The 751-nt window shown below is 57.1% G+C and carries 1 protein-coding gene; it reads left to right on the forward strand.

Features of this window, described 5'->3' with window-relative positions; genetic code table 11:
* The first annotated feature begins 345 nt into the window (after positions 1 to 345).
* Positions 346 to 738 (forward strand): VOC family protein, encoded by a 393-nt coding sequence (locus AC1DYI_RS37445; RefSeq protein ID WP_477209116.1) that lies wholly within the window; start codon positions 346 to 348, stop codon positions 736 to 738.
* Positions 739 to 751 lie beyond the last annotated feature (13 nt).

The raw sequence follows: 751 nt of genomic DNA on the forward strand, positions 1-751 counted from the left end.
GTACTGGTCCGAAGCCTTCTGCCTCTGAACTGTTGGCTTGCTTGGCCGTCCGGGGTGAAAATGCAGGCAACCCGAGTCGCACACCGGTTGGGTTGCCGGTCGGAGCCCGAATGCAACGAGCCTTTCTGTGCCTTCGTTCCATCCAGTGGCGGTGGCGCCGCTTTACCTCGTCGTTGGTGGCATCGCGTTCCGGGCATCTCGTTGCTCGGCGTCATTCGCCTAACCCCTCGGTCAAAGGGACGTCTTGCGGCAAGCCGCAAGCCGCCCCTTACCTCGAACGTTAGACCACAGGAAATACAAGCGACGCAGCACCGAGCGCCGCACATAGATCGAGGTTGCCACTCCATGCTTCACCACGTCGAGCTGTATGTCAGCGATCTTGCTCGCTCGCTCAGCTTCTGGGAACCCTTCCTTGGTCAACTTAGCTATCACGAGTCACAGCGCTGGTCTGAGGGTGTGAGTTTCATGTCCGGCCAAACCTATCTTTGCTTTGTTCAAGCACCGTCTGAGCATCTGGAAGCTGGCTACCATCGAAAACGAGTGGGCCTGAATCACCTCGCCTTTCACGCCAAGTCCAGGGAGCATGTTGATGAGGTAGCAAAATGGGTAAAGTCAGCTGGCTTTGCTTGCCTCTATGAAGCCGAGTACCCATATGCTGGAGGCCCTGACTACTATGCCCTCTACTGCGAAGATCCCGACAGAATCAAAGTTGAGCTGGTGGCTCCGCCTGTGGTCTAACCCCTCCGTCAAG

It is taken from the genome of Ideonella sp. P3_A4 (assembly GCF_056403075.1).